The following is an 18289-nucleotide window of genomic DNA, read 5'->3' as shown; positions in this document are numbered from 1 at the left end:
CCCAACCTTCTCCCACGGGGCTGAGGGATCCCCAGTAATTTTTTTATGCAGAAGCAATAAAGTTGCTTTCTAAATGACTGAGGGCTGTCAGCGATGCCCTGGTCCGGCTGTAAATCGCTGAGGCGTTTCCTGCAGGCCGGGGCGAGGCGCAGGGATGCGCCGAGAGGGCGGCTTTACAGGGACGTTGCCTCCGCCCGTACCCGATAAGCCGGAAGGAATAAGCCGAGGGCACCGCGAAGCGGCGATTTACCGCCGGGAGCCCGGGTCGCCAGGGTGGTGGCGACTGAGCCACCCTGGCACGTTCACCGGTCATGTCGTTACAGAGTAGCAAGGAACATAAAGTGAACGGAATGACCACCACCGCCGTATGTTCCCCTCACCCTAACCCTCTCCCCGGAGGGGCGAGGGGATTGCTCAGTGCTCGCATTAATTTGTGGGGAACCCTCAGTCCACGGGGAGAGGGGGCAAACACCAAAAACGGCAACCTGGGTTGCCGTTTTGCTGTTATCAGGCGCTTTGTTTCAGCCAGTTCAACACCACGTCGTGGTGGTTGCTGGTTTTGAAATCATCAAACACGTGCTCAACTTTACCGTCAGCGTCAATCAGGAAGCTGATGCGGTGAATACCGTCGTACGTTTTGCCCATAAAGGACTTCTCACCCCAGACGCCAAACTGCTCGCAAACCTGGTGGTCTTCATCGGAAAGCAGCGTGAAGTTCAGCAGCTCTTTTTCCGCAAAACGTGACAGCTTCTCTGGTTTATCGGTGCTGATGCCCAGCACTTCCACACCGACCTTTTTCAACTCATCCATGTTGTCGCGTAAACCGCAGGCCTGTACGGTACAGCCCGGGGTCATGGCTTTCGGGTAGAAATAGACCAGAACACGCTGTCCCTGGAAGTCGGTCAAATTTACTTGCTCGCCGTCTTGATCCGGTAAGCTAAATTTCGGTGCGATATCACCGGCTTTCAGTGGGTTCATTACTCAACTCCATCCTGTTCGTGCTGCGAATAATCGACGACGCTTATACTGCCTTGCGCGTGTAATTCTGTACAGAGGGCTTTGAACGCTTGCTCGATATTTGACGCATCCTGCGAGGCAGGGCTGTGGGCGGTAATTTGAATAAACAGCGTCGGGATGGCGTTTTCATCGCCAGGCTGCGTGCGGGAAACCAGTTCGGCAATGTTCATCTGATGGCTGTCAAACAGCGCCGTAAAACGTTCAATCAGATGAGGTGAATCAGGCACTTCAACCTGTACCCAGACTGTGGCAGGCAGAGCCGGACGCGGGCGCGCGGTGGTGCGCTTCATCACAATCAGTAAATCCAGCTCTGCGCCTTTCAGCGGCAGGGTAGATTCGATGAGGGTAATGGCATTCCATGTTCCGGAAAGCAGCATGATGAACGTGAACTCTTCGCCAAGCATAGCCAGCCGGCTGTCTTCGATATTGCAGCCGCAGCTGCTCACGTGGCGAGTGATGGTATTCACGATACCCGGCCTGTCAGCACCCAGCGCAGTGATAACCAGGTAATGTTGTGATGAGGTTGTCAAACCTGTTCTTCCTTTGCGTGGTTAAGTCTTCCTAAGGAAAGCATAAAAAAAACATGCATACAACCGCCTGAGAGCCTCAGGTCGCTTGCTTTTATTACAGTTCCAAACGTAACATTGAGGCTCTTGTTCGCACAGAGGATGGCTCATGTTCACGGGAAGTATTGTCGCGCTTGTTACACCGATGGATGAAAAAGGTAATGTCTGCCGGTCAAGCATGAAGAAGCTCATTGATTACCATGTCGCCAATGGAACCTCGGCGATCGTTTCGGTAGGGACTACCGGTGAATCCGCTACGCTGAGCCACGAAGAGCACGGCGACGTTGTGATGCTGACCCTGGAACTGGCGGACGGGCGTATTCCGGTCATCGCGGGTACGGGCGCAAACGCAACGGCAGAGGCCATTAGCCTGACTCAGCGTTTTAACGACAGCGGCATTGTTGGCTGTCTGACGGTGACCCCTTACTACAACCGCCCAACTCAGGAAGGTTTGTTCCAGCATTTCAAAGCCATCGCTGAACATACTGACTTGCCACAAATTCTGTATAATGTGCCGTCCCGTACCGGTTGCGATATGCTGCCGGAAACCGTTGGCCGTCTCTCGAAAGTAAAAAATATTATCGGGATTAAAGAGGCGACAGGGAACTTAAGCCGCGTTCATCAGATCAAAGAGCTGGTTTCAGACGACTTTATCCTGTTGAGCGGTGATGATGCGACCGCACTGGACTTTATGCAGCTCGGTGGTAACGGCGTTATTTCCGTGACGGCGAACGTGGCGGCGCGTGATATGGCTGACATGTGCAAACTGGCCGCAGCCGGTCACTTTGATGAAGCTCGCGTGATTAATCAGCGTCTGATGCCGTTGCATAATAAATTATTTGTCGAACCCAATCCGATCCCAGTGAAATGGGCATGTAAGGAGTTGGGGCTTGTAGCAACCGACACGCTGCGTCTGCCAATGACACCGATTACCGACCATGGTCGTGAAATTGTCGCTGGCGCGCTGAAGCATGCCGGTTTGCTGTAAAGTTTAGGGAGATTTGATGGCTTATTCAGTACAGAAGTCGCGCCTGGCCAAGGTTGCGGGTGTTTCGCTTGTTATGCTCCTCGCTGCCTGTAGTTCAGACTCGCGCTACAAGCGCCAGGTGAGCGGTGATGAATCCTATCTGGATGCGCCGCCGCTTGCTGAACTTCACGCGCCTGCCGGCATGATCCTGCCGATCCAGAACGGTGATTATAATATTCCGGTTACCAACGGCAGCGGCCTGGTGGGTAAAGCGCTCGATATTCGTCCGCCAGCTCAGCCTCTGGCGCTGGTGAGTGGCGCGCGCACGCAGTTCACCGGTGATACAGCTTCTCTGCTGGTGGAAAGCGCACGCGGTACCACGCTGTGGCCGCAGGTTGTGAGCGTCATTCAGTCGAAAAACTATACGATTGATAAACGCGACGACGCCAGCCAGACCTTAACCACCGACTGGATTGAGTGGAACCGTCTCGATGAAGACCAGCAGTATCGTGGTCGTTATCAAGTCTCCGTTAAGCCGCAGGGTTATCAGCAGGCGGTTACCGTTAAGCTGTTGAATCTTGAGCAGGCAGGTAAACCGGTTGCCGATCCGTCCGCCATGCAGCGCTACAGTACCGAAATGCTGAACGTGATTGCAGCGGGTCTGGATAAGAACGCTGCTGATGCCGCAAACGCCGCGCAGAACCGTAACGGCTCAACGTTTGACGTGCAGAGCGGTGCAGACGATACCGGCCTGCCAATGCTGGTGGTGCGTGCGCCGTTTAACCAGACCTGGCAGCGTCTGCCAGCCACGCTGGAAAAAGTGGGCATGAAGGTGACCGACAGCACCCGTTCAACGGGCAGCATCACAGCGACCTATAAGCCGCTGTCTGAAAGTGCTTGGCAGGAGCTGGGGGCAAGCGATCCACAGCTGCCTTCCGGTGACTACAAAATCCAGGTCGGCGACCTCGATAACCGCAGCAGCCTGCAGTTTATCGATCCGAAAGGACACACGCTGACCCAGGCGCAGAACGATGCGCTGGTCGCTGCCTTCCAGGCCGCATTCAGCAAATAATAGTGAGGGCTGGTTAATCCAGCCCTTTTTATTTTCGTGCCACGCAAACGTGTGCGTGGCATAATATAGCCAGTTTTGAATACAAATCATCACACCAGGAGTAATGAAGATGCAGAAGCAAGCTGAGTTGTATCGTGGCAAAGCGAAAACCGTATACAGCACGGAAAACCCGGATCTGTTGGTGCTCGAATTCCGCAATGATACGTCAGCAGGAGACGGCGCACGCATTGAGCAGTTCGATCGTAAGGGCATGGTGAACAACAAGTTCAACCACTTCATTATGACCAAACTGGCCGAAGCCGGTATCCCGACTCAGATGGAAGCGTTGTTGTCCGATACGGAATGTCTGGTAAAAAAACTGGATATGGTGCCGGTTGAGTGCGTGATCCGTAACCGTGCCGCAGGCTCCCTGGTGAAGCGTCTGGGCATTGAAGAGGGTATCGAACTGAATCCACCGCTGTTCGATCTGTTCCTGAAAAACGACGCCATGCATGACCCGATGGTCAACGAATCCTACTGCGAAACCTTCGGCTGGGTCAGCAAAGAGAACCTGGCGCGCATGCAGGAACTGACCTACAAAGCCAACGACGTGCTGAAAAAGCTGTTTGATGACGCGGGCCTGATCCTGGTCGACTTCAAGCTGGAGTTCGGTCTGTACAAAGGCGAAGTGGTGCTGGGCGACGAGTTCTCTCCTGACGGCAGCCGCCTGTGGGACAGAGAGACGCTGGATAAAATGGACAAAGACCGTTTCCGCCAGAGTCTGGGTGGCGTGGTCGAAGCGTACGAAGCGGTTGCTCACCGTTTAGGCGTTAAGCTCGACTAAACTGCGCATTTGCCAAAGGATGTTGGCATCCTTTGGCGTCTTATCCTTGTTTACTATGGTAATCCTTTCATTAACCGCCTACGATCATAGCTATTATAAATGGAATAGTTCGAGGTGTTTATGCGCTGGCAAGGGCGTCGTGAAAGTGACAACGTAGAAGACAGACGCAGCAGTGGTGGCGGTGGTCCGTCTATGGGCGGGCCAGGTTTCCGGTTACCCAGCGGCAAGGGCGGTATTATTCTGCTGGTCGTCGTGCTGGTAGCGGGCTACTACGGTGTCGACCTGACCGGTTTGATGACCGGTGAAACCGGGCAACAGCAGCAGTATTCTCAGCGCTCCATCAGCCCGAATGAAGATGAAGCGGCGAAATTTACTTCCGTTATTCTCGCGACGACCGAAGATACCTGGGGTCAGCAGTTCGAGAAAATGGGGCGGACTTATCAGCCGCCAAAACTGGTGATGTACCGGGGCGCAACCCGCACCGGCTGCGGCACCGGGCAGTCCGTTATGGGGCCGTTCTACTGCCCGGCGGACAGCACCGTCTATATCGATCTCTCCTTCTATGACGACATGAAAAGCAAGCTGGGCGCCGACGGCGATTTTGCCCAGGGCTACGTGATCGCGCATGAAGTCGGCCACCATGTGCAGAAGCTCCTCGGCATTGAACCTAAAGTGCGTCAGATGCAGCAGAATGCGTCTCAGGCGGAGGTGAATCATCTCTCCGTACGCATGGAGCTTCAGGCCGACTGCTTCGCTGGCGTCTGGGGACACAGCATGCAGCAGCAGGGCGTGCTGGAAACAGGCGATCTGGAAGAGGCCCTGAATGCCGCACAGGCGATTGGTGACGATCGCTTGCAGCAGCAAAGCCAGGGGCGCGTTGTGCCGGACAGCTTTACCCATGGCACCTCAGAGCAGCGCTACAGCTGGTTTAAGCGTGGCTTTGACAGCGGCAACCCGTCGCAGTGTAATACCTTCGGCAAAGCTATGTGATGTTGGGGGTTGAACAGCTGGTTAACCAGCTTCAGCGTACCGGGCACCGCCGGCTGGTGGTGCTTAGCGGCGATGAAGCGTGGACGTTGAGCCAGGCGACCATCCTGCGCGATACGTTACCAGGAGACTGGCTGTGGCTGGAGGAAAACCCCTCTAAGGCCATCAGCGGCCTGCTGGGACGTGAATATCTGCACGCCGTTTTTGACGCGCGTCGCGGGTTTGACGTCTCGGCCTTCGCCGCCCTCAGCGGGACCCTGCGCGCCGGAAGCCTTCTGGTGCTGCTGGTGCCGCCGTTCTCCGTCTGGGCTAACAGGCCCGACGCGGATTCTCTACGCTGGAGCGACAGCGCCGAGCCGATCGCCACCCCGCACTTTGTTTACCATTTTTGCCGGACGCTGGCCGCCGATTCAGATGCTATCGTCTGGCATCAACATCGTCCTCTGTGCCTTCCCGTTGCGCCAGATTTACCCGCCTGGCAGCCCGCCAGCGGTGAACCGCAGCGCGAGCAGGCTGCGATCCTCGACGCGCTTCTGACCATGCCTGCTGGCGTGGCTGCCGTGACGGCCCCGCGCGGACGAGGAAAGTCCGCCCTGGCGGGCATGTTGCTCAACGGCATTCAGGATAGTGCTGTAGTGACCGCACCGGCAAAAGGGGCGACGGATGTCATCGCGCGTTTCGCCGGGGAACATTTTCACTTTATGGCCCCGGATGCGCTGCTGGCCTCCACAACAGAAGCTGACTGGCTGATTGTCGATGAGGCGGCCGCCATCCCCGGCCCGCTGCTCGAGAAACTGACGATGCGCTTTCCCCGCGTGTTGTTGACCACTACGGTGCAGGGTTATGAAGGCACGGGCAGGGGATTCCTGCTGAAGTTCTGCGCCCGGTTCAGCGGTCTGCGGCGTTATACCTTATCCACGCCAGTTCGCTGGGCTGCCGGATGTCCTCTTGAGCGAATCGTGGCGAACGCGCTGCTGTTCGACGATGCGCTTATCGATCGCAAACCGGCAGGGGAGGTAAGTTTAACGTCGCTGGCGCCCGGGGTGTGGGAGAGCGATCCGGCGCGCGGGGCAGGCGTGTATGAACTGCTGTGTGCCGCGCACTACCGGACGTCCCCCCTCGATTTACGCCGGATGATGGACGCCCCCGGCCAGCACTTTGCTGTTGCTCAGGCGGGCGCGGAGATCGCTGGCGCGCTCTGGCTGGTGGAGGAGGGCGGCTTATCCCCAGAGCTTAGCCGCGCAGTATGGGCGGGGTTTCGTCGGCCGCGTGGAAATCTGGTGGCACAGTCGCTGGCGGCGCACGGCGGATCGCCTCTCGCGGCGACGCTGAAAGGCCGACGCGTCAGCCGTATTGCGGTTCATCCTCATCGCCAGCGGGAAGGCATCGGCCAGGGGCTGATCCGCAGTGCCAGCGGAGAAGATTATCTCTCGGTCAGCTTTGGCTATACCGACGAGCTGTGGCGTTTCTGGCGGCAGTGCGGGTTTGTGCTGGTGCGAATGGGCAGCCACCGGGAGGCCAGCAGCGGGTGCTATACGGCGATGGCGTTGCTGCCGCTGAGCGAGGCGGGGCATCAGCTCTGCGAAGAGGCGCATCAGCGTTTATGTCGTGATATGCGGGTCCTGTCGGCCTGGAATGGCGAAAAGATCCCGGTGATGGATGCATGGGAAGCTACCCTTAATAGTGACGACTGGCTGGAGCTGGCGGGGTTTGCCTTTGCGCACCGGGCGTTTTCAACCTCGGTTGCGGCGCTAACGCGATTGTTGTTAGCCGTGGATATGCCGCTCCCGGCGCTGCGTGGGAAAATGGAAGGGAATACGCACGATTTCGGGCGCAAAGCGTTGCTGGCGAAGCTACGCGAGGAAACCGCTCACGCGCTTGAAAGGCTTGATTACTCTCGTAGCCAGCGGCTGAAAGCCGACATTTTGCAATGGCAATTTTTTCAATGACTTCTTCAGTAAAGTGGCATGGTCATTACCCCGCAGAGGCGTAAAATCCTGCTTAACAATTAAGGAGATCGCCATGAAACATGACCATTTTGTTGTGCAAAGCCCGGATACACCTGCTAAACAGCTACTGCTTCTGTTTCATGGCGTGGGCGACAATGCCGTCAATATGGGACAGATTGGCAGCTGGTTTGCACCCGTTTTCCCACACGCGCTGATCGTCAGTATCGGCGGCGTGGAGCCCTGCGGTCCGGACGGGCGGCAGTGGTTTTCCGTCGAGGGCGTGACGGAGGAAAATCGTCAGGCACGTATTGATGCCGTTATGCCAGCCTTTATCAATACCGTGCGTTACTGGCAGCAGCAGAGCGGCGTAGGTGCCAATGCAACAGCGCTGATTGGCTTCTCTCAGGGCTCAATCATGTCGCTGGAAAGCGTAAAAGCGCAGCCCGGACTGGTGTCCCGCGTGATTGCCTTCAATGGGCGTTTTGCGACGTTACCGCAAAGCGCGACCACGCAGACCACGATCCATCTCATTCATGGGGGTGAAGACCGGGTAATTGAGCTTTCGCATGCGGTTGCGGCCCAGGACGCGCTGATGCGTGAAGGCGGGGATGTGACGCTGGATATCGTGGACGATCTGGGGCATGCCATTGACGATCGCAGCATGCAGTTCGCGCTCGATCATCTGCGTTATACCGTACCGAAGCACTACTTTGATGAAGCGCTCAGCGGCGGTAAGCCGAATGACGATGATATCGTCGAGTTTATGTGAGGTTTCCCCTCTCCTTAGGGAGAGGGGAAACAGAGCGATTACTTCTTCTGGTCCTTCTTCGGCCAGTCGTCTTCATCGTCCCACTTGTCGTTAAAATCACGGTGCGGCGGAAGATCCGGTTTGTTGGCAAGGAACTTTTTGTGGTCAACGCGCTTGAGATCTTTAATCACGTTAAGCAGCACGCCTACCAGAAATACCAACACCAGAATCCACCAGTACTTTGAAAGCCAGTCCATTCGCTAATCCTCTTTAAGCACCCGTCAGGCGACGAGCTGCTCCATAATACGTTGATACATGCGGGCCAGCAGTTGTAAATCGGCAGCGTTCACGCATTCATTGATTTTGTGAATCGTCGCGTTAACCGGACCCAGTTCGACAACCTGTGCGCCCATGCGGGCGATAAAGCGTCCGTCAGACGTGCCGCCCGTTGTCAGCAGCTGTGGCTTAATCTCATTATAGTGCGCGATGGCGTTCACTACCGCATCCACCAGTTTACCGCGCTGCGTCAGGAACGGCTGTCCAGACAGCCACCAGTCGAGGGTATAGCGCAGCTGGTATTTCTCTAGCAGCGCAATCACGCGCGCTTTTATCATCTCGTCGGTCAGTTCGGTGCTGAAGCGGAAGTTAAACTGGACGAAGAGATCGCCGGGAATGACGTTGTTGCTGCCAGTGCCGGCCTTGATGTTGGCTATCTGCATGCTGGTTGGCGGGAAAAATTCGTTGCCTTTATCCCATTCAATGCCCACCAGTTCGTTCAGCATCGGCGCGGCGCGGTGTACCGGGTTATCCGCCAGGTGCGGATAGGCAACGTGGCCCTGCACGCCATGAATGGTCAAATTGCAGGTCAGGGATCCACGGCGGCCATTTTTCACCACATCGCCCACCACTTCGGTACTGGACGGTTCGCCCACCAGACAGTAGTCCAGACGTTCATTGCGCGTCATCAGCGCCTCAACGACCTTCACGGTGCCGTTGTGGGCGCTGGCTTCTTCATCGGAGGTAATCAAAAACGCAAGACGGTTTTTATGGTTCGGATGCTGGGCGACGAAACGCTCTGCCGCCACGACCATCGCAGCCAGGGAACCTTTCATATCCGCAGCGCCGCGTCCGAAAAGCATGCCGTCGCGGATGGTTGGCTCAAAAGGCGGGTTGATCCAGCGGTCTGCGTCGCCTGCGGGAACTACGTCGGTATGTCCGGCAAACGCCAGCGTCTCCCCCTGACCGCGCCATGCCCAGAAGTTCTGCGTATCGCCAAAATCCATGTGCTCGACGGTAAAACCGATGGCACGCAGGCGCTCAATCATTAATGCCTGACAACCTGCGTCGTCCGGGCTAAGGGAAGGACGGCGAATAAGCTGCTGAGTCAGCTCAATGACCGGGCATGACATAGACTACACCTCAACGAATAAATCTGAATAAAGGGTTTCACTGAAACCCAGCAGCATAGGCTGACCTGGCTTGCAGAGCAATGGGCGTTTGATGATTGCCGGCATTTCAAGCATCAGTTTGGCTGCGCTGTCGGCGTCGTTGATCGTGGCCCGGAGAGATTCATCCAGTTTTCGCCAGGTGGTCCCGCGGGTGTTCAGCAGCGCTTCCCAGCCCAGTTCGTTGATGGCGGAATGGAGAAACGCGGGGTCAAGCCCGTCGGCACGGTAATCATGGAAGCGATAGTCGATGTTGTGTGCTTCCAGCCAGCGGCGGGCTTTTTTAATCGTATCGCAATTCTTAATGCCGTACATCACAACCATAGTGAATCCTTTTGTTCTTGTGTGGGTTAAATGTTCAATATTTTCGAAGATATATCCTTAAGTGGAATATAACATATTCGGAATTTTTCGTGATTTACAATTCTCCATAATTCAACGAACAGCTGTACGCTGAATAGTGTTCCATCTTTTAAGCATAGTTGTCCACTCTGTATAAATTGCCAATAAACTCAGGGGGAAATTAAAAATGCTGTCATTTTTCTGACTATTTCAAAATATTGCTGTAGGTCACATAAAATTTACCCGGCAACGCTCATAGTGATCCTAAACCTACCTACACAGCGAGGCTCAATCAAAGCAATCGGTTAAAGTGACTTCACAATGATGATACGTTTTCGTAGAATGCACATAATAATAAGAGAGGTTGTTATGATTGAACATGAACTGGGGAACTGGAAAGATTTTATCGAAGGCATGCTTCGTAAATGAATTTCCGGTAAGAAATGCAAGAGCACTTAATTAACTAAAATAACCATAGTGTGAAAGAATCACACAATAAAAAGGCGGCCTGTAAAGCCGCCTTTTTTTATTTCAACGGGTTATTCCGGCTTATCCTTCAGCGGGAAACGACGGCGTATCAGCACAAAGAACAGCGGTACGAAATAGATAGCCAGAATCGTCGCGGAAATCATTCCCCCCATAACGCCCGTTCCCACCGCGTGCTGGCTGCTGGAGCCTGCGCCGGAGCTGGTGGCCATCGGCAGGACGCCAAATACAAACGCCAGAGAAGTCATCAGGATCGGGCGCAGGCGCTGACGACAGGCGTGCAGCGTGGCGGCCATCAGTTCGTGACCTTTGGCATTCATCTCATTGGCAAATTCGACGATCAGAATGGCGTTTTTCGCCGACAATCCGATTACGGTGAGGAGTCCGACCTGGAAATAGACATCGTTTTCCAGGCCACGCATCCAGGTTGCCAGCAGCGCGCCGATGACCCCGAGAGGTACCACCAGCATTACCGAGAACGGCACTGACCAGCTTTCATACAGCGCCGCCAGGCAGAGGAACACCACCAGCAGCGAAAGGGCATACAGGGCAGGCGCCTGCGCGCCGGAAAGCCGTTCCTGGTAGGACATCGCCGTCCACTCCAGGCCAAAGCCGGTCGGTAACTGCTGAACCAGTTTTTCCATAATGTCCATTGCGGTACCGGTACTGACGCCAGGCGCGGCTTCACCGACAATCTCCAGCGCCGAATAGCCGTTGTAACGCTCCAGACGCGGCGAACCGGTCTCCCAGCGTGACGTCGCAAACGCCGAGAACGGCACCATGCCGCCGGTGTTATTGCGCACATACCAGCGGTTGATATCGTCCGGCAGCATGCGGTATTTGGCAGCAGACTGAACGTAGACCTTTTTCACGCGACCGCGATCCATAAAGTCATTCACGTAGCTTGAGCCCCATGCCGTTTGCAGGGTGTCGTTAATGTCGTCGATGGAGACGCCCAGCGCCTGCGCTTTACGCTGGTCGATATCCACCTGTAGCTGAGGGCTGTCATCCAGACCGTTATGACGAACGCGGGTAAGCTGCGGATCTTTCCCGGCCAGCTCGAGCAGTTTATCGCGAGCTGCCATCAACGCGTCATGCCCGGCACCCGCGTGATCCTGAAGCTCCATATCAAATCCGGCTGAGCTGCCCAGGCCACTGATAGCGGGCGGGCTGCTGGCGAAAACGCGCGCTTCCTTGATTTTGTTGAACGCTTTAGTTGCACGTTCAATGATGGCAAAGGAGGAGCCGCTATCGCTGTCGCGCTGGTCCCAGTCTTTCAGGCGCACAAACATACGCGCCACGTTCTGCCCGTTACCGCCAGGGCCAGAGCCGACGGTGGAGAAGACGGAGACCACGTTATCCTTCTCCTGAGTATGGAAGTAGTTCTCAACCTTCTGCACCACTTTCAGGGTCTGCTGCTGGGTCGAGCCGCTCGGTAACTGTACGGAGGTGATAAACATGCCGCGATCTTCCAGCGGCAGGAACGAGGTTGGCAGCCGCAGGAATAAGAAGACCATGCCGCCGAGCAGCAGGACATAGACCACCATCCAGCGCACGCTGCGGTGCAGTACTTTACCCACGCCCGCTTCATAGCGCGCCGCATTTCGGTTAAACATGCGGTTAAACCAGCCGAAGAAGCCTTTTTGACCGTGGTGTTCGCCCTTATGCAGCGGTTTGAGCAGCGTCGAGCACAGAGCAGGGGTAAGGATCATCGCCACCAGTACGGAGAGCACCATCGCAGAGACGATGGTGATCGAGAACTGGCGATAAATCGCGCCCGTAGTGCCGCCAAAAAACGCCATCGGGATAAATACCGCCGACAGCACCATGGCGATACCGACCAGCGCACCCTGAATTTGTCCCATCGATTTGCGCGTGGCCTCGCGGGGCGAAAGCCCTTCCTCGCTCATGATGCGCTCGACGTTTTCCACCACCACGATGGCATCATCCACCAGCAGGCCGATGGCCAGCACCATGGCAAACATGGTCAGGGTGTTGATGCTGTAACCGAAGGCATACAGCACCGCAAAGGTTCCCAGCAACACCACCGGCACCGCAATGGTGGGGATCAGCGTGGCGCGGAAGTTTTGCAGGAACAGGTACATCACGAGGAACACCAGCGCGATAGCTTCGAGCAGGGTTTTCACCACATCTTCGATGGAGGCTTTTACGAATGAGGTGGTTTCGTAGGCGACTTTGTACTCCAGTCCGTGCGGGAAGTAATGCGACAGCTCATCCAGACGCTCTAACACCCGCTGCGCGGTCGCCATTTCGTTAGCGCCGGAGGCCAGTTTCACCCCCAGGCCGGACGCAGCATTGCCGTTAAAGCGGCTCAGGTAGTCATATTTTTCCGCCCCCATTTCCACGGTGGCGACATCCCCCAGACGCACTTCCGAACCGTCCTGATTCACGCGCAGAGTGATATTGCGGAACTGTTCAGGCGTCTGGAGCAGCGACTGGGAGTTGATGGTGGCGTTAAGCGCCTGGTTATCCACGGACGGCGTACCACCGAGCTGCCCCACGGCAATCTGAGCGTTCTGCGATTCGATGGCGTCGGTGACATCTTTGGCGGTCATCTGCACGCTGTTCAGCTTGTTGGGATCCAGCCAGATACGCATGGAATACTGCGAGCCGTAGGCGTCGATATCACCCACGCCGTTGATACGGCTGAGCGGGTCCTGAATATTACTGGCGACGTAGTCCGCGATGTCCTGCTTATCCATCGAGCCATCGGTTGAAACAAACGCGATGGTCAAAATATTGGTGTCACCGGTCTTACGCACGGTCACCCCCTGGTTCTGCACCGCCTGAGGCAGTTTACGCAGGGCCGATTGCAGCTGGTTTTGCACCTGCTGCACCGCTTCGTCCGGATCCGTGCCCGCCGTAAAGCTCAGGGTTACCGTCGCCTGGCCCGTGGCGCTGCTCTGCGAGGACATGTACATCAGGTTATCAAGACCCGTCATGTTCTGCTCGATAACCTGCGTGACGGTATTTTCCAGCGTCTGTGCCGAGGCGCCAGGGTAGTTCGCCGTGATACGCACGTTAGGGGGGGCGAGGTCGGGGTATTGCTCAACAGGAAGGGAAGTAATCGCCAGGACACCCGTCAGACACAACAGGATTGCTAGCACCCAGGCAAAAATGGGGCGATCGATGAAAAAATTCGCCATTAAAATGTGACCTCGTTTTGCTGCACGTCATTATTGTTTATTGCCCGCCTAACTTTAGCGGTAAGGCCCAGGTCAAACGTGGAGAAATAAAGGAGATAATGTAAATTATCATGCGCTTTTTTCAGCGCGCCTTCTTTCCCGCTATTTTTCAGCCTGCGCCGCAGGTGTCCGGAACGTCACGCTGACCTGTGTACCGCCCTGTGGCGGCTGAGAAAAGTGTAATGTTCCGCCGAGCCGTCCCGCGCGTTCGCGCATGATATTCAGCCCGTAATGCCCCGGCGGTTCACTGGCGTCGCCGATACCAATACCGTTGTCGCGGATCGTGACCGTGTGAGTACCGTCCTCGGTGGTGACGCAGCTGACCACAATCTCGCTGGCGTCGGCATGTTTAATCGCATTCAGCACTGCCTCACGCACAATTTGTAAGAGGTGCACCTGTTTTTGCGCGTCCAGCGCAAGCGATGAGAGACGGCAGTCAAGCACCAGCTTCGCGCTGGTCTGGCTTTGCAAACCGTCGAGAGACTCCTGTAGCGCGGCAGGAAGATTGGCGTGGTTGAGCGTCAGGCGGAAGGTGGTGAGCAGCTCGCGTAGCTGATGCCAGGCGTTATTCAGCTCGCGGGAGAAGTCCGTAATGATGGTCTGCGCCGGGGCATTGTCGCCCGGCACGGCATGCTTCAGCAGCGTAAGCTGAATACGCAAATAGGAGAGCACCTGCGCCAAAGAATCATGTAGCTCACGCGCGATGGTGGCGCGCTCTTCCATCAGCAGCAACTGCTGATAATGTTTCTGCGCCTGATTGAAATAGAGTCCCCGGCCCAGCATCGTCGCCACGCTTTCCATGAGCGGCAGCGGAACATCCCCGGTCGCGCTTTGCCAGCGCAGTTCGCCGTACAGGGTGTCCTGCATTAATACCGGTAAATTGTGCATTTTCTCGCCCGGGGACTCCTGTCCTTCGTAAAGCTGCCAGTCGTCACTGGTGCGCAATTGCAGGTAATTCATCTGCGTATAGTCATGCACAATTTGCAAAATATGCCGGAAGCAGTGGCTGTCTATCTGCCCGGTATTCAACGCCTGTGAGCATTTGAACAGCATTTCAAGCTGCTGATGCGCTTCATTCAGGTGGCGGGTTTTTTCGGCAACGGAGTGCTCCAGGGAACTGTACAGGGTGTGTAATTCCGCCGACATATGGTTGAAGGCGCGGGAAAGCTGGCCCAGCTCGTTGGGAAGCATAATATCCGGCGCGGGGGTATCGAACTGCCCCTGTTCGATACGCTCGCTCGCTGCCACCAGATTATTCAGCGGCAGCACAACCTGACGGCGGATGCGCCGCAGGGTCATCACCGCCAGCAGCAGGATGCCCAGGCCGCCCGTCAGCGACATGAAAATCACCAGCTGTATCTTATGTTCGGTGTAGTGCTGTAGCGCCAGCACAAAGGCATCTATCCGGCCCACGAAATCCTCTATGTGGCTCTGATACCACCCGGTATCGCCGCTGGCGATACGCGTGTCCATCTCCTGCCAGCCAAGCTGCAACTGCTGGTAACGCTGTTTGACGTCCTCTGGCACATACCAGCGGTTTAGCTTCTGCAACGCAGGCGCGCTCAGCGTTTTCTGCCAGACCGCGCGGTGCTCTGCCAGTGACGGGCTGGCGCGCTGCATTTCGTAGCCCAGGCGGTAGCTCTGCATGCGCAGCGATCCGGCGATGTTAATCGCCTCGGCGTCGCGCTGGCTGCTGGCGAGTGTAACCAGCGCAATGGCGCTGATCAGAACGGACAAGACAATCATCGAAAAGAAAGCCCGAGCCAGGCTTCCCGATACGGGGCGTTTAACGGTCACTCATCAGCTTCCTGAATTAAATTGATCTGCCACAGGTTCACTGGAAATAGTTCGCCTTCCTGGGCATTTGAACATTGCGTCGCCATGCCACTGTGGGTAAATACGATAACAATATAAAGAATAAGGTTATTGAACCAAAAACAGGTGTTGTTATGAATCGTTTTATTATGGCCAACGCTCAACAGTGTATCGGTTGTCGCGCCTGCGAAGTTGCCTGTGTGATGGCGCACAACGGGGAGCAGCACGCGCTGAGCGAGCGCCATTTTCATCCCCGCATTACGGTCCTTACCTCTGGCTTGCGAAAAAGCCCAGTGACCTGCCACCACTGTGAAAATGCGCCCTGCGCGCAAAGCTGCCCGAACGGAGCCATCACGCAACACAGCGACAGCGTACAGGTCAATCAACAAAAATGCATTGGCTGTAAAGCCTGCGTGGTGGCCTGCCCGTTTGGCACGATGGACATGCTGATCACCCCGCTTGAAAACGACAGCGTAAAGGCCTCGGCGCACAAATGCGACCTCTGCCTGGAAAGGCCGCAAGGCCCGGCCTGCGTTGAAAACTGCCCGGCAGAGGTGCTTACGCTCGCCACCCCAGCCGTGCTGGATAAGCTGGTTAAACAGCGCCGACAGCGCAGCGCAAGGCTGGACGCGCTGCCGTGGCACAGCGAGGCGGTTCAGTCAGTCCCTCCGCAAACCAAACGGCAACAGATGCAAAACACCCCGGCGTGCGGTGAGCCGGATAAGCTCAGCCCCGACGCGCGCGCCGGCCATTTTAACGAGATCTACTTGCCGTTTCGCCCGGAACAGGCGCAGCGCGAAGCATCCCGGTGCCTGAAATGTGGCGACCACAGCATTTGCGAGTGGACCTGCCCGCTGCATAACCATATTCCGCAGTGGATTGAGCGGATCAGGGCGGGGGATATCATCGGTGCGGCTGAGCTTTCTCACCAGACTAACTGTTTACCGGAAATTACCGGCCGCGTCTGTCCACAGGATCGATTATGTGAAGGCGCCTGCACCCTGCGGGATGCGTCAGGGGCGGTAACCATCGGTAATATCGAACGATATATCTCGGATCGGGCGCTGGCGATGGGCTGGACGCCGGACGTCAGCCACGTTACACCGGTCGGTAAGCGCGTCGCCATCATTGGTGCCGGTCCGGCAGGGCTGGCCTGTGCCGACGTACTGGTGCGCAGCGGCATCGGTGTGACGGTCTACGATCGCCATCCGGAAATCGGCGGATTGCTGACCTTTGGTATTCCGGCCTTCAAGCTGGATAAATCCCTGTTAGCGCGGCGCAGAGAGATATTCAGCGCGATGGGTATCCGCTTCGAGCTGAACTGCGAGGTGGGAAAAGACGTGTCGATGGCCCAACTGCAAAACGACTACGATGCCCTTTTCATCGGCGTAGGGACCTATCGTTACATGAAAGCAGGTATCCCTCATGAAGACGCGCCGGGCGTGTACGACGCGCTGCCGTTTTTAGTGGCGAACACGCGGAACGTGATGGGCCTTGATCCTGCCGCAGACGAGCCGTTTATCGACACGCAGGGGTTAAACGTGGTGGTGCTGGGCGGGGGCGATACGGCGATGGACTGCGTGCGCACCGCGCTGCGACATGGCGCGGCGAAAGTAACCTGCGCCTATCGGCGGGACGAGGCCAACATGCCGGGCTCAAAGAAAGAGGTTAAAAACGCGAAAGAAGAGGGCGCGGCGTTTGAATTTAATGTCCAGCCGGTTGAGCTCACGCTGGATACCGACGGGAAGGTCAAGGGTATCCGGATGCTGCGCACCCGTCTGGGCGAGCCGGATGCGCAGGGGCGGCGTCGTCCTGTCCCGGTGGCGGGCAGTGAGTTTGTCATGCCAACGGATGTGGTGATCATGGCGTTTGGGTTTAATCCGCACGCCATGCCGTGGCTTCAGGCGCAGGGCGTTGAAACCGACGACTGGGGGCGCATCAGTGCCTCCGTGGAGAGCCGTTATCGTTACCAGACCTCGAATCCGCAGATTTTTGCTGGCGGTGATGCGGTACGTGGTGCGGATCTGGTGGTCACCGCGATGGCGGAAGGGCGCCATGCCGCGCAGGGGATCATGGACTGGCTTGGCGTGCCGCCGCGCAACATGCATTAACGCAGACGGGCGACAAAGCGGGCATCACGGCGTAGTATAAACAGACTCATTTTGCCGTGGAGCCCGTATGTCCCTGAACATTACCGTTATTAAAGACAAAATCCTTTCTGAAAATTACTTTGTCCTGCGTAACATCACTTACGATCTCACCCGTAAGAGCGGGGACGTCATTCGCCATAAACGCGAAGTCTACGACCGGGGCAATGGTGCAACCATTCTGCTGTATAACCGTGAAAAGCAAAGCGTGGTGCTGATCCGCCAGTTTCGCATCGCGACATGGGTCAATGGCAACGCGGACGGACGTCTGATTGAAACCTGTGCAGGTCTGCTGGACGACGATGAGCCGGAAGTGTGTATCCGCAAAGAAGCCATTGAAGAGACGGGCTTTGAGGTGGGGGCGGTGCAGAAAGTCTTTGAGCTGTTTATGTCCCCTGGCGGGGTTACCGAGCTGGTTCACTTCTTCATTGCGGAGTACACCGATGCCCAGCGCACGCACCGGGGCGGTGGCGTGGACGATGAAGACATTGAAGTGCTGGAAATGCCTTTCGCTCAGGCTGTCGACATGGTGAAAAGCGGCGAGATCCGCGACGGTAAAGCGGTGATCCTGTTGCAGTATCTGCAAACCAGCGGTTTGATGAATGCTGCGTCGGTAGCGTGATAAGTTGTATTTCAGATAAATCTATCCGATAAATCCGATTGAGCCAGCCCGCCCAGGGCACGAAGATACGCCCCAGATTGACCTATTCGTTTCCGGG

At 56.3% G+C, this 18289-nt stretch carries 16 protein-coding genes; 9 read left to right on the top strand and 7 right to left on the bottom strand.

Annotation, left to right across the window (positions count from 1 at the left end; translation table 11 throughout):
- Positions 1–507: 507 nt before the first annotated feature.
- Together bcp and L3069_RS16015 are read right to left on the bottom strand one after the other, a co-directional pair.
- A complete protein-coding gene (gene bcp, locus L3069_RS16020; protein WP_022648972.1) occupies positions 508–978 on the bottom strand; it encodes a thioredoxin-dependent thiol peroxidase in 471 nt (156 codons plus the stop codon).
- Positions 978–1547: a glycine cleavage system transcriptional repressor gene (locus tag L3069_RS16015; protein WP_000213743.1), complete on the bottom strand. Its 570-nt coding sequence runs from the start codon at positions 1545–1547 to the stop codon at positions 978–980. The genes bcp and L3069_RS16015 overlap by 1 nt, the downstream gene beginning before the upstream one ends.
- A gap of 145 nt (positions 1548–1692) precedes the next feature.
- On the opposite strand from L3069_RS16015, the gene dapA reads away from it, so the two are divergent.
- The 6 genes from dapA to ypfH all read left to right on the top strand — a co-directional run bounded on the left by dapA (position 1693) and on the right by ypfH (position 8150).
- On the top strand, positions 1693–2571 hold the full coding sequence (gene dapA, locus L3069_RS16010) for a 4-hydroxy-tetrahydrodipicolinate synthase (RefSeq protein ID WP_003860542.1): 879 nt from the start codon (positions 1693–1695) through the stop codon (positions 2569–2571).
- A 16-nt stretch (positions 2572–2587) separates the two neighbouring features.
- Positions 2588–3622: an outer membrane protein assembly factor BamC gene (gene bamC / locus L3069_RS16005; RefSeq protein WP_022648971.1), complete on the top strand. Its 1035-nt coding sequence runs from the start codon at positions 2588–2590 to the stop codon at positions 3620–3622.
- Positions 3623–3731: 109 nt separating this feature from the next.
- Positions 3732–4445 (top strand): phosphoribosylaminoimidazolesuccinocarboxamide synthase, encoded by a 714-nt coding sequence (gene purC, locus L3069_RS16000; RefSeq protein ID WP_038416487.1) that lies wholly within the window; start codon positions 3732–3734, stop codon positions 4443–4445.
- Between the two features lie 120 nt (positions 4446–4565).
- Positions 4566–5435, top strand: a complete 870-nt coding sequence (locus L3069_RS15995) for a neutral zinc metallopeptidase (protein ID WP_022648970.1) — start codon at positions 4566–4568, stop codon at positions 5433–5435.
- Positions 5435–7381 carry a tRNA(Met) cytidine acetyltransferase TmcA gene (locus L3069_RS15990; RefSeq protein ID WP_038416486.1) on the top strand — a complete coding sequence of 649 codons (1947 nt, stop codon included), beginning with the start codon at positions 5435–5437 and terminating at the stop codon, positions 7379–7381. Before L3069_RS15995 ends, L3069_RS15990 begins: the two co-directional genes overlap by 1 nt.
- A 73-nt stretch (positions 7382–7454) precedes the next feature.
- Positions 7455–8150 carry an esterase gene (ypfH, locus tag L3069_RS15985; RefSeq protein WP_038416485.1) on the top strand — a complete coding sequence of 232 codons (696 nt, stop codon included), beginning with the start codon at positions 7455–7457 and terminating at the stop codon, positions 8148–8150.
- A 38-nt stretch (positions 8151–8188) separates the two neighbouring features.
- Here the strand turns inward: ypfH and L3069_RS15980 are convergent, their stop codons facing one another.
- The 3 genes from L3069_RS15980 to L3069_RS15970 are packed head-to-tail and all read right to left on the bottom strand — an operon-like array spanning position 8189 to position 9898.
- Positions 8189–8386: a YpfN family protein gene (locus L3069_RS15980; protein ID WP_000383991.1), complete on the bottom strand. Its 198-nt coding sequence runs from the start codon at positions 8384–8386 to the stop codon at positions 8189–8191.
- 24 nt (positions 8387–8410) lie between these two features.
- Positions 8411–9538 carry a succinyl-diaminopimelate desuccinylase gene (gene dapE, locus L3069_RS15975; RefSeq protein WP_038416484.1) on the bottom strand — a complete coding sequence of 376 codons (1128 nt, stop codon included), beginning with the start codon at positions 9536–9538 and terminating at the stop codon, positions 8411–8413.
- A gap of 3 nt (positions 9539–9541) precedes the next feature.
- Entirely contained in the window at positions 9542–9898 is a 357-nt protein-coding gene (locus L3069_RS15970; protein WP_015572203.1) for an ArsC family reductase, read from the bottom strand.
- 387 nt (positions 9899–10285) lie between these two features.
- Between L3069_RS15970 and ypfM the strand changes: the two genes are divergently transcribed.
- Positions 10286–10345 (top strand): protein YpfM, encoded by a 60-nt coding sequence (gene ypfM / locus L3069_RS15965; RefSeq protein ID WP_100181659.1) that lies wholly within the window; start codon positions 10286–10288, stop codon positions 10343–10345.
- 110 nt (positions 10346–10455) lie between these two features.
- On the opposite strand, the gene acrD is transcribed toward ypfM, so the two are convergent.
- Positions 10456–13569 carry a multidrug efflux RND transporter permease AcrD gene (gene acrD / locus L3069_RS15960; protein WP_022648965.1) on the bottom strand — a complete coding sequence of 1038 codons (3114 nt, stop codon included), beginning with the start codon at positions 13567–13569 and terminating at the stop codon, positions 10456–10458.
- Between the two features lie 141 nt (positions 13570–13710).
- Positions 13711–15405: a nitrate/nitrite two-component system sensor histidine kinase NarQ gene (narQ, locus tag L3069_RS15955; RefSeq protein WP_100167843.1), complete on the bottom strand. Its 1695-nt coding sequence runs from the start codon at positions 15403–15405 to the stop codon at positions 13711–13713.
- A 152-nt stretch (positions 15406–15557) separates the two neighbouring features.
- Here narQ and aegA point away from each other — a divergent pair, with 152 nt between their 5' ends.
- Both aegA and nudK read left to right on the top strand, forming a co-directional pair.
- Positions 15558–17534, top strand: coding sequence for a formate-dependent uric acid utilization protein AegA (aegA, locus tag L3069_RS15950; RefSeq protein ID WP_071881503.1), 1977 nt, complete (start codon positions 15558–15560; stop codon positions 17532–17534).
- A gap of 67 nt (positions 17535–17601) precedes the next feature.
- Complete coding sequence (nudK, locus tag L3069_RS15945; RefSeq protein ID WP_022648962.1) at positions 17602–18192, top strand: GDP-mannose pyrophosphatase NudK; 591 nt, start codon at positions 17602–17604, stop codon at positions 18190–18192.
- Positions 18193–18289 lie beyond the last annotated feature (97 nt).

The sequence above is a fragment of the Enterobacter cloacae complex sp. ECL411 genome (assembly GCF_021869665.1).
GTDB lineage: Bacteria > Pseudomonadota > Gammaproteobacteria > Enterobacterales > Enterobacteriaceae > Enterobacter > Enterobacter intestinihominis.
Note: the sequence above shows the minus strand (reverse complement) of the source record. Positions and strands in the feature narration are given on the sequence as shown.

Excerpts from the sequence above, each read along its gene's own strand:
- bcp (WP_022648972.1), bottom strand. The coding sequence starts at position 978 with ATGAACCCACTGAAAGCCGGTGATATCGCACCGAAATTTAGCTTACCG.
- dapA (WP_003860542.1), top strand. The coding sequence starts at position 1,693 with ATGTTCACGGGAAGTATTGTCGCGCTTGTTACACCGATGGATGAAAAA.
- bamC (WP_022648971.1), top strand. The coding sequence starts at position 2,588 with ATGGCTTATTCAGTACAGAAGTCGCGCCTGGCCAAGGTTGCGGGTGTT.
- purC (WP_038416487.1), top strand. The coding sequence starts at position 3,732 with ATGCAGAAGCAAGCTGAGTTGTATCGTGGCAAAGCGAAAACCGTATAC.
- L3069_RS15995 (WP_022648970.1), top strand. The coding sequence starts at position 4,566 with ATGCGCTGGCAAGGGCGTCGTGAAAGTGACAACGTAGAAGACAGACGC.
- L3069_RS15990 (WP_038416486.1), top strand. The coding sequence starts at position 5,435 with ATGTTGGGGGTTGAACAGCTGGTTAACCAGCTTCAGCGTACCGGGCAC.
- ypfH (WP_038416485.1), top strand. The coding sequence starts at position 7,455 with ATGAAACATGACCATTTTGTTGTGCAAAGCCCGGATACACCTGCTAAA.
- L3069_RS15980 (WP_000383991.1), bottom strand. The coding sequence starts at position 8,386 with ATGGACTGGCTTTCAAAGTACTGGTGGATTCTGGTGTTGGTATTTCTG.
- dapE (WP_038416484.1), bottom strand. The coding sequence starts at position 9,538 with ATGTCATGCCCGGTCATTGAGCTGACTCAGCAGCTTATTCGCCGTCCT.
- L3069_RS15970 (WP_015572203.1), bottom strand. The coding sequence starts at position 9,898 with ATGGTTGTGATGTACGGCATTAAGAATTGCGATACGATTAAAAAAGCC.
- acrD (WP_022648965.1), bottom strand. The coding sequence starts at position 13,569 with ATGGCGAATTTTTTCATCGATCGCCCCATTTTTGCCTGGGTGCTAGCA.
- aegA (WP_071881503.1), top strand. The coding sequence starts at position 15,558 with ATGAATCGTTTTATTATGGCCAACGCTCAACAGTGTATCGGTTGTCGC.
- nudK (WP_022648962.1), top strand. The coding sequence starts at position 17,602 with ATGTCCCTGAACATTACCGTTATTAAAGACAAAATCCTTTCTGAAAAT.